The sequence below is a fragment of the Marihabitans asiaticum genome, assembly GCF_007828725.1.
GTDB lineage: Bacteria > Actinomycetota > Actinomycetes > Actinomycetales > Dermatophilaceae > Marihabitans > Marihabitans asiaticum.
This window is the reverse complement of sequence record NZ_VIUW01000006.1, coordinates 32,423-41,951: the sequence shown is the minus strand read 5'-3', so window position 1 is coordinate 41,951 and position 9,529 is coordinate 32,423. Positions and strand designations below refer to the sequence as shown.

Below are 9,529 nucleotides of genomic sequence, written 5' to 3'. Positions count from 1 at the left end.
CATGACGTCCGCGTGCACCGATCAAGCCTCCTCGGACGTGGTTCAGGTCGTGGTGGCTCATCCTGCCAGCCCTTTTCCAGACAACAGGGCGTCGGCGTAAAGACGGGGTAAGAGGACCGTAAGAATATGGTAAGTACGAGTAGTTTGCAGCCAATATCACTCGTTTCGCGTCACGGGTAGTGCTTAGATGAAGGACGATCGGAGGACTACCTCAGGACTCGGAAGGGACGACCATGACTGACCCGAACTCACTTTTCGCGGGTGCTCGACGTGCCCACATGTACGACGACAGCGCAGCCAGCTATCCCGCCCCGGCGGAGGTTGCCACCCCGACGGTGATTCGTGACGAATCACCCCGGCAGGGTGCGCTCTTCGAGGGATCTGCTCTGCCACCCCCGCCCGCCCCGGGGGGCGAGATTGCGCCGGTCGACGAGGAACTGCTGCCGACCCGCAGGGGCCCGCAGGCCGTGCAGGCACCGGGTCTGTGGCAGCAGCTGCTCATCAAGATGGGTGCGGCTCAGGCCCCGCCCACCGAGACCGAACTCGAGGACTCCGAGAACGAACGCATCGTGCGGCAGTCGACCTGGACACGCGCGATGAGCGTGGCCGTGGTCAACCCGAAGGGGCAGAGCGCCAAGACACCTCTGACACTTCTCCTCGCCGGAGCCCTTGCCGAGATCCGCGGCGGCGGAGTCGCCGCCTGGGAGGCCACCGAGGTTCCCGGCGACCTCTCCGACATCGCGGAGGGGACTCCACCTCGCGGGCTCACCGAACTCATCGCGGCCGCGGACACGATCCAGTCCGCCGGCACTCTCGCTGGCTACACCGCACCGCAGACCTCGCACGCCGCCGTCATCGGGTCCGTCAGCGGGCGGAACGAGATGACGCCCGAAGAGGTCCGCACCGTCCGGGACCTGCTCGGCACCTACTACCAGATCGACGTCGCCGACACCGCCAACAACCTCCAGCGCCCCATGCTCCAGGAGGTCCTCCGCGGAGCGGACGCCGTGGTCGTGCCCTGCGTCGTCAACCACAAGTCGGTCCGTGGGCTGCAACGAGCCCTGGTCGCCATCGAGCGCGTCACCGGGCTCAGTGACCGCACGGTCCTCGTCGTCACCCACGACGGCGGGCCCGAGGACGCCGAGTTCTCTCGGCACCTCACCGAGCAGCTGACCCGCCGCTACCGCGTCCGGGCGATGGTCGAGGTCCCCTACGACTCCGCGATCCGTACCGACGGCGAGCTCAGCTACAGCGCCCTCCAGCTCCGGACACGGCACGCCATCCGCCACGTCGCCCGCCACGTCGTTGAAGCCTTCAACGACGCACCCATGACCCGCTACCCCAACCCCGAAAGCGAGTAGACCCATGTACCTCATCGAGTCCCTCCTGACGATCCCCGCGATGGTCCCGGCGATCGACAACCCGATCGCCGGGATCGTCCCGGACTTCAGCGTCTTCGGCGCTGAGTTCAACTCCTTCTGGAAGAAGCTCTTCGCTGCCCTTTGGGCGCTGGCGCTGATCTACACGATCGCGCGCCTGGCCGTGGCGATCGCCGCAATGTCCAACAGCAAGGGCGGCCACCCCCAGCAACTCGCAGAGCACCGTGCCGAGGCCGCGTGGGCGGGCGGTGCCCTAGCCGGAGTCGCCGCACTCGGCGTGATCGTCACCGCGATCCTCGCCCTCGTCAGCTGAGCTCCACCTCCCGCCCCGCCCATGGCGGACACGACGAAATGAGAAGGAAGTCATGTCTGAGCAGTCCGGGCTGAATGCCTCCCCTCCCCGGTCGCGGCGACGCCTGATCCTGGGGGTCGCCCTCCTCCTCGTCGTGGTGGTCTTCGCCACGGTGCTCGTCACCAGCCGCATGACCGGCCGCGAAGGGGGATCACCCACAACCACCACGGCACCGGAGGAGCCGACTGCGCCCACCACGGCCGGTCAGACCACGAACGAGGCCAGCGCTGCCGGCGCAGACGGGTGCCTCGGCGGGATAAACCCGTCCAAGGCCGTTCTTCGCGCGCAGGAAGAGGCAGCGCTCGATCCACGCGGCGCGGCGGCGATGGCCGCCACATTCTTCCGGTGGCGGGGCCAATACCCGCAGGGGACGGACTACGAGGACGTCGCCGAGAGGGTCTTCACCGAAGACGCGGGCGAAGAACTGCTGACGCGCGACGCAGAGACCGAGGCAGGTACCGGATGGGCCGACATGTCAGACGGCCGGTACGCCGTCACGCAGTCCGACAAGGAGTCGGCAACGGTCGAGCTGGTCGCAACCGGCTACGCACAGCAGGGCGATGAGGAAAGTACAGCGATCGTGTGGGGGCAGATCCGAATGCGGGCTTCTGATGGGAAGTGGCAGGTGGCAGACGTCGATTCCATGCCTGAAGGTGACATGGAAGCTGTACGCGCTGAAGGCCACCCATTCAAGGGAGGGTGCTGATGGCTAACCCGACGTTGGATCCCTGCGCTGGTCCCTTGAAGCATCTGCCGAGCTGCAGAGCGGGGCAGGCGATCGGTGATGCCGCCGACAAGGTTGGTGCGGTAATCGAGTTCGGGAAGGATCCGTTCGGTTACGTTGCGCAGAAGGAGGCTGAGGCCGCGAAGGCGTTGACCGAGAACCTGATCCCGGCGTTGGCTCGGGTGACTGAGCCGGACTTGTCGGCGGAGTGGTTCATCAACGCCTACAGGATCTCGTTCGCCGGCGCGGTGATCGCGTGGGTGCTGATCCTGCTCTACGACCTCACGACGTTCCGTCGTCGTGGTGAGTCGGGGGCGGAGCTGGTGGACTCGGTCGTCCGGTGGTCTCCGGTGTTCCTCGTCGGGTCGATGTTCGGTCCGGCCGCCGGAGCAAGCATCGTCAAGCTGATCGGGTCGCTGAACGCGTCACTGATCAACTGGGGGATCGCATCCACGACCGAGGAACTGGTGCAGAACTTCAACGCGATCATCGGTGACGATCCCTCGAAGTTCCTCGGCGGTTCATTCGTCGCGATGCTCGTGTTTTTCTGCCTGGTGCTGGCGCTGCTGCTCGTGCTGGTCGTGCTGGTCATCATGCTTGTCACGCTCTACATGAGCGGTGTTGTGCTGCCGTTGTCGCTGATGTGGGCGGCGAAGGTTGGTCAGCGCGAGAAGGGCCGCAAGGTCGTGATGGTCTGGGCGGGGATTCTCTGCTCGCAGCCGTTGATCTTCCTGCTGCTGGGCTTCGCCTTCTCGGGAATCACCGCGCAGGCGATGGAGGTCCTGAGCGAGACCCCGAGCGGCGGTGGCTTGCCGCCGCTGGAGATGTTGGTCCAGCTGGTCGTGGTCATCATCATGCTTGTGATGGCGACGCTTGGGCCGACGACCTTGGCAAGTTTCGCTCCGGTGGGCCCGACCGATGGCGCACCGTCCGGGCCCCGCATGAACGTCCCCAAGGCGCGATCGGGTGGGGGCCGTGGCGGTGCCGGTCCGTCGGCGCCGACGTCGTCGCAGACGTCGCAGATCGCGGCCAGGCAGGCTGCTTCCACGGGCTCCTCTTCGACGGTGGCAACGGCTGCGGGAGGGGCTGCTACGGGTGGTGCCTTGATCGCCGCGAAGGCCGCGCACGAGAGCGGCAAGGGCCTCGCCAGGCACGCGCAGCAGGTGCGTGAGCAGGCCCAGGACGCCGGACAACAGGGTGGCGATGGGGGACAGGACGGCGGCGGGCGAGGGTCCGGCTCGCCCTCGCTTCAGTCCTCCGGATCTGGCTCCCGGTCGAGCGGCGCTGAGGGCTCCTCTGAGCAGAGTGATGGCGGCTTGAACGCTGCTGGCGGCGGAGGCCCTTCGAGTTCTGTCCAGGACGGGTCCGGCGGTGGCTTCGACGGGTCGTCTGGTGGTCCTGGTCTGAAGTCGATGCTGGGTGCCGCGGGCCAGGTGGCCTCGAACGCTGGCGCGTTGGCGCAGCAGGCCGGCGATCACGCCGAGCGGCAGATGGACCACCACCGAGAGGAAGGGCGGCGGCGATGATCGTCGAGAGATTCATCGGCGGCGAGTCCCAGGGCCGCTCGTTCTTCGGTGGCCGGCAGAACCGCCCACGCTCCATCGGGATGTCGGTGGTCTTCGTCGTCGGGCTGGTCTTGGTGATCGTCTGGCAGGTGCCCGGGCTGATCGTGGCCGGGCTCGCCGGGGTGGTCGTGTGGGGCGCGACGACCGGAACGCACTTCGGCTCGCCGTGGTCCCGGTTCAAGGCCCGCCGGCGGTGGCGGGAACGGGTGCGCTCGGGACGGGCGGTGTTCATCCCGGTGTCGCGTCGACCTGCCGAGCTAGAGGAGCAGTGGTCCTCGTCGTCGAACAGGTCGCGGAAGAAGCTGCAAGTCGAGTGGACCAAGTACCGCGACTGGCCCGACGGTGTTGATGGACTGAACTGGTTGCAGGCGGCGCCCGGGAAGCCGGGGATTCTTTGGCACACCCCGACGGGCCAGGAGGCGTACTTCACGGTGACCTTTCCCATCCGGGGGCAGATCCAGGGCCTGGAGGGTGACGGTGCGATCAACGCCGCCGCTGGGCGGTTCGGCCGCTGGCTGGCTGCGTGGGGGAGCAGCCGCTCGCTGGTCTCATCCGCGCAGATGCTCACGCGCATCCTTCCGGTCGACTCGGCCCGTCACGAGCAGTGGGTGCTCGACAACGTCGATATGCACACCCCGGACGCGCTCCTGGAGTCCTACGACGACGTCGTGCGCCAGGTCGGCCGCGGCGGGATGATGCAGCGGCACTTCGTGGTGGTCCGGTGGACGGTCACACCTCAGTTCCTCGCGGCGGCTGGTCGCCGCGGTCCCGGGCAGGACGGGTGGCGCACCTTGCTGGCCCGCGAGATCGAGGCGGTGTACCGCAGCCTCTCTGCGGCCCGGTTCGAGCCGGGGCAGCCCCTGTCCGCGCCGCGGATGGCGGCTCTCCTGCGCCACCTCCAGATGCCGTCGTGGCCCATCGACCAGGTGGCCGATGCAGACATCATGTGGCCGTGGCTGGCGAGCGAGGACGCCTGGTCGTACACGCGGCAGCGGGACCTGGGCCCGACCGGGGAAACCGAGGAGTGGCTGCACCGCACACTGCGCGTGCCGATCGAGAACGTCGGGACGGGGCCACGCACGCCGCTTTGGCTGTTGCCGTTCCTGACCCAGCTGCCCCAGGACATCATCCGCACCCTGTCCATCGAGATCGAGCCGATTCCTGCGGGACTGGCCCGGCAGCAGGCTCGTGCTGATCTCGCCTCGGACCTGGCGGACCTGCACTCCCAGCAGAGCAAGGGGGCGCTGACCAACGAGGAGCTGGAGGTGGCGATGCGCTCAGCGGAAGCACGCCGCAACGACCTCGCTCCGGGCAGCGGCGCGCAGGGCGCTGGGTTCGCCATACACGTCTCGCTCTCGGCTCGAAGCGTCGAGGGCCTGGCCGAGGCCTGCGCCGTCGTCGAGGAGTGCCTGGGCACCGACCTCGACATCGACGAGGTCGCGTGGCTGGACCCAGACCAGTCCAGTGCCGCGGCGACCTGCTGGCCGGTGGCCAGGGGCATGCGCCCGATCGAGCAGAGCAAGTCCGCGAAGATCCGTTCGCTCCTGGCGGGCAAGGGCAACGAGGAGGCACTGACATGACCGGGCGACACGGGACCCTGCAGGGTGGGACCGCCATCTTGCCGCCGGAGCAGGTCGAGACGACGCTGGCAGAGGTCGAGACACCCCAGGAGATGCGGCGGGCGCAGCCACGCCCCGCGCGCCGGTTCCTGCGGAAGAAGCAGACGAACCCGGCCCCGGTCACGGCGCCGGTCGAGCCGAGTTCGGCATACATCACCAAGGGCGCGAAGGCTCGGCCGAACCTGCGCAGGGCTCGCCGCGAAGGGTACTTCGAGCGGGCGGTGGCCGCACCGTCGACGACCCGGCAGGCAGAGATCCTCAACCCGGCGCTGATCGCGGCACCCACCGATGATGAGGGGGTGGTCATCGGCCGGGACGTGCTGAGCAACTCTGCTGTCGCGCACGACCCCTTCACCGCATATCGGCGCAAGGTGATCACCTCGCCGTCGGTGTGCGTGCTTGGCGTGATCGGTTCCGGGAAGTCTTCCCTGATCAAGACCGTGTACGTGCTGCGTCCGATCATCCTGCGCGGACGTCGCGCGGTGGTCATGGACAAGAAAGACCGTGAGGGCGAAGGGGAGTACGCCGAGCTGACCCGTCAGCTCGGCAACGAACCGTTCCGGTTCCGGCTCGGCGGGGGCGGGACCATCATCAATCCCCTCGATCCGCTCATCTGCGATGTGTTGGGTCGTCCCGGTCAGTTCGGTCTTCTCCGCGCGATGGCCGAGCGCGCGGCCGGTCTGGACTCATTGGGCACCTGGCAGATGAAGGCCCTAAGGGACGCGCACGTGGCGGTCCTGCGCTCCTCCGAGCAGAGCGGCCGCGCCCCGCTCATCGAGGACCTGGCCCGCGAACTCGGAACGGTGCACGACCCGCACGGGAGGTACTCACCGCAGGCGGCCGAGCGGATGCATCAGGCCGGACTAGAGGTCTCCTTCCTCTTCGAGGGGCTGATGAGCGACGAGCTCGGCGGCCTCTTCGACGGTCCGACGTCCGGGCATGTTCAGCTCAACGAGAAACTGACTACCTTCGATATCTCGCAGCTGCCGGAGGACGGCCCGGCCAACGCCCTGGTCCAGGTTGTCGCGCACGCCCTGGTCCTGGGTCGCCTGCGCGGAGACCGGGGCAAGGGCACCAACTTCGTCTCCGAGGAGGGGTGGGCGCTGGTCTCCGGAGGGGTGGCGCGGCAGATGAACGCCAACCAGATGCTGGCCCGAGGGCTGGGGCTGAGCAACATCGTGGCGTTGCACCACGTCGCCCAGGTTGGGCAGGACTCTGACGCCCGCTCGCTCCTGCGCGAGCCCCAGACGGTCCACATCTTCCGGCAGGACCGTGCCGAGGACATCGATGCGGTGGTGAGTATGTACGGCCTCGACGCAGGCTCGTCCGCGGCACTGGAGCACCTGGAACAGGGACATCACCTGCTCAAGATCGGACGTCGCGCGGAGATCCACGTCGATCACGTGCGCTCTCCGCTGGAGGAGCAGCTCACCGAGACCGACAGCGCGATGCTCATCAACAAGGGGAGGGCGGCATGAGCCAGGAGTGGCACGGGCGCCAGGACCAGTCAGTCCCGATCCTCTCGGCGCGGGACTGGGCCGTGGCGCAGATGATCCTGCTGCTGGGCACACTGCTCGGGGCGTGGCACGCCGCAGTGGTGCTGACGACCGGGACCCGGTGGGGCGATCTGAACGGCAGCGTCGAGGTCGCCTTCTCCGGGTCGGCCCCGGGCACTTCTACGTTCATGACCTTCGGCGCCCTCCTGGTCCTGGCCACGCTGCTGCTGTTCGCCGGGGCCTGGTTCAAGGGATCAGTCACCCGCAAGCGACGCGGGAAGGGGTTGGCGGACCGCAAGGTCATCAAGGACAAGTTCGGGGTCGCCGCCGCGCAGGAGCGAGCCACCAGCGGAGGCGCCCCCCTTCGCCCGAGCCTGCCCAAGGGGGGCCGCGCGGCGGTCAACGATCTGGGGTTCCTGCTCGGCACGGCGGAGGGCACGAAGGATCCGATCGTGGTGAACTGGGACGACCACATCAGCGTCGTTGCCCCTACCGGTGCGGGTAAGTCGCGGGACATCATGATCCCGGCCGCGCAGACCGCTCCTGGCGCGCTCATTGTCACGACGAACGAGGCCACGATCCTGGACGCGATCGCGGAGCCGCGCAGGGCCATGGGCCGAGTTTGGGTGTTTGACCCGCTGGGCCGCGCCCACTGGCCGGAGCCGATGGTGTGGGACCCGGTTGAGGGCTGCAAGGACGGCGACCGGGCTAGTGCTCGGGGTGCCGCGTTCTGCGCTGGCGTGCACTCCGCGACGGTGCGCGGCGGCAACGAGCAGTTCTTCGCTGACACCGCGACGACGGCGATGGAGACGATGCTGCACGCGGCGGCGCTGGACGGGCGCACGATCCGCGACGTGCTGCGGTGGGCCCTGGAGATGAGCGACGGCGTGGAGACGCCTCGCAAGATCATCGAGGGGTCCGAGGATCCCAGCGCCGAGACGATGTGGTCGCTGGCGCTGAAGGGGGTGGCCACGGGCGCTGACGACACGGTCGCCTCGACCCGGACCACCTTGCAGCGGCACATCAAACCGCTGCTGCGGCGGTCGGTCCTGCGCTGGGTCGACCCGTCGATGAGCGGTGATTCGTCACGAATCACCGACACCTTCGACCCGATCGCATTCGTCCAGTCAACGGACACCCTGGTGCTGGTCTCCGACGACAACGCGCCGTCCGACGTGGGGCCGCTGTGCTCGATGCTGTTCCAAGAGGTCATGGATGCGGTGAAGAGGGTTGTCGCCTCGACGCCGGGTCAGCGGCTGGAGCCTCCGCTGCGGGTCGCCGGCGATGAGATCGCGAACGTCGCACCGATCCCGCGCCTTCCGGCGATGGCGACCGAGGTCCGCAAGATGGGTGTGCAGATGATCCTGGCCTTCCAGGATGACCGGCAGGCGACCTCACGGTGGGGCGAGGACGACGGCATGAAGCTACTGAACTCGATGGGGGTCGAGCTGGTCCTCCCAGGGGTGAAGTCCGGCACCACGCTCGACCGGTTCAGCAAGCTGACCGGCGAGGTCGAGGTGGTCGAACGGACCACCAACCTCGACATCAGCAAGGGGCAGGGCCGCAGCGTCGGTCTCTCGACGCAGGTGCGGCCAGTGATGCGCGCCGATGAGGTGCGCCGCATGCCCGACGGGACTGCCCTGGTGGTCTACCGGAACGTCGCCCCGTTCTTGGTGCACACCATCCCGTGGTGGGAGCGGAGCGACGGCACGGCGCTGAGCGCGGCCGCGAAGGAGGAAGCCACCGCCCGCGCAGAGCGTGCGCGGGCGGCCGCCGGCGCGGAGGTCAGCGCGTGAGCGAAGACCAGGTGAGTACGGCCAGGCGAATCCAGCGGCTCGAGCGGCTGCTCGATGAGCTCGTCACAACGTTCAAGGAAGAACGCGAGGCCAACGCCGAGGCGTTCGAGATGGTCGAGCGAGCCCTGTCTGGGGGAGGGGAGGCCTCATCCGCCGCTCCGCCGGCGGAGCCAGTGTCGTGGGGTGATCGGGCGACCACCGAGGACTGGCACGCCCTGGCCGAGTGGGTCGACTGGTTGATCCACACCTACGAGCTGCGCGATGAGGTGCGTCTGACCTCGTGCTGGCCCGCGCACCCGGGGGTCGTCGAGGAACTCGCGGCGCTGCACTCAGCGTGGCGAGATGCCGCCACACGCGCCACGGAAGGTGAGGATGACGCGCTGGCCTTCTGGCACGACCGCTATCTCGCGCCCTTAGTCCATCGGCTGCCCGCGATCTACGCCGTGCGAATCTGCCGCAATGGGCACGAGCCCGCGGCGAAGTCGATCCTGACCGACCGGGACCTGCTCCCGAACCTGGGATGAGTGCCGGGCTCCTCCTGGCGGCTGCGGCACTGACCGCGGGCATTGTTGCAGTCACGGGCAGGTGGTGGCGTCGC

Annotated in this window: 8 protein-coding genes; all 8 read left to right on the top strand. The window is 68.3% G+C overall.

The features are described from left to right. Nucleotides 1-278: 278 nt before the first annotated feature. The 8 genes from FB557_RS14055 to FB557_RS14020 are packed head-to-tail and all read left to right on the top strand — an operon-like array spanning nucleotide 279 to nucleotide 9,455. Nucleotides 279-1,361 carry a MinD/ParA family ATP-binding protein gene (locus tag FB557_RS14055; protein ID WP_144858274.1) on the top strand — a complete coding sequence of 361 codons (1,083 nt, stop codon included), beginning with the start codon at nucleotides 279-281 and terminating at the stop codon, nucleotides 1,359-1,361. A 4-nt stretch (nucleotides 1,362-1,365) separates the two neighbouring features. Continuing rightward, on the top strand, nucleotides 1,366-1,692 hold the full coding sequence (locus tag FB557_RS14050) for a hypothetical protein (RefSeq protein WP_144858272.1): 327 nt from the start codon (nucleotides 1,366-1,368) through the stop codon (nucleotides 1,690-1,692). Between the two features lie 52 nt (nucleotides 1,693-1,744). Then, nucleotides 1,745-2,437, top strand: a complete 693-nt coding sequence (locus FB557_RS14045) for a hypothetical protein (RefSeq protein WP_144858270.1) — start codon at nucleotides 1,745-1,747, stop codon at nucleotides 2,435-2,437. Next, the gene (locus tag FB557_RS14040; RefSeq protein WP_144858269.1) at nucleotides 2,437-3,981 is read left to right on the top strand and encodes a hypothetical protein; all 1,545 of its coding nucleotides are present in this window, start codon (nucleotides 2,437-2,439) and stop codon (nucleotides 3,979-3,981) included. The genes FB557_RS14045 and FB557_RS14040 overlap by 1 nt, the downstream gene beginning before the upstream one ends. Then, on the top strand, nucleotides 3,978-5,600 hold the full coding sequence (locus tag FB557_RS14035) for an SCO6880 family protein (protein WP_144858267.1): 1,623 nt from the start codon (nucleotides 3,978-3,980) through the stop codon (nucleotides 5,598-5,600). The genes FB557_RS14040 and FB557_RS14035 overlap by 4 nt, the downstream gene beginning before the upstream one ends. Continuing rightward, nucleotides 5,597-7,117, top strand: a complete 1,521-nt coding sequence (locus tag FB557_RS14030; protein WP_144858265.1) for an ATP/GTP-binding protein — start codon at nucleotides 5,597-5,599, stop codon at nucleotides 7,115-7,117. The genes FB557_RS14035 and FB557_RS14030 overlap by 4 nt, the downstream gene beginning before the upstream one ends. Further along, on the top strand, nucleotides 7,114-8,931 hold the full coding sequence (locus tag FB557_RS14025) for a type IV secretory system conjugative DNA transfer family protein (protein WP_144858264.1): 1,818 nt from the start codon (nucleotides 7,114-7,116) through the stop codon (nucleotides 8,929-8,931). The genes FB557_RS14030 and FB557_RS14025 overlap by 4 nt, the downstream gene beginning before the upstream one ends. Continuing rightward, a complete protein-coding gene (locus FB557_RS14020) occupies nucleotides 8,928-9,455 on the top strand; it encodes a hypothetical protein (protein ID WP_144858262.1) in 528 nt (175 codons plus the stop codon). The genes FB557_RS14025 and FB557_RS14020 overlap by 4 nt, the downstream gene beginning before the upstream one ends. Nucleotides 9,456-9,529 lie beyond the last annotated feature (74 nt).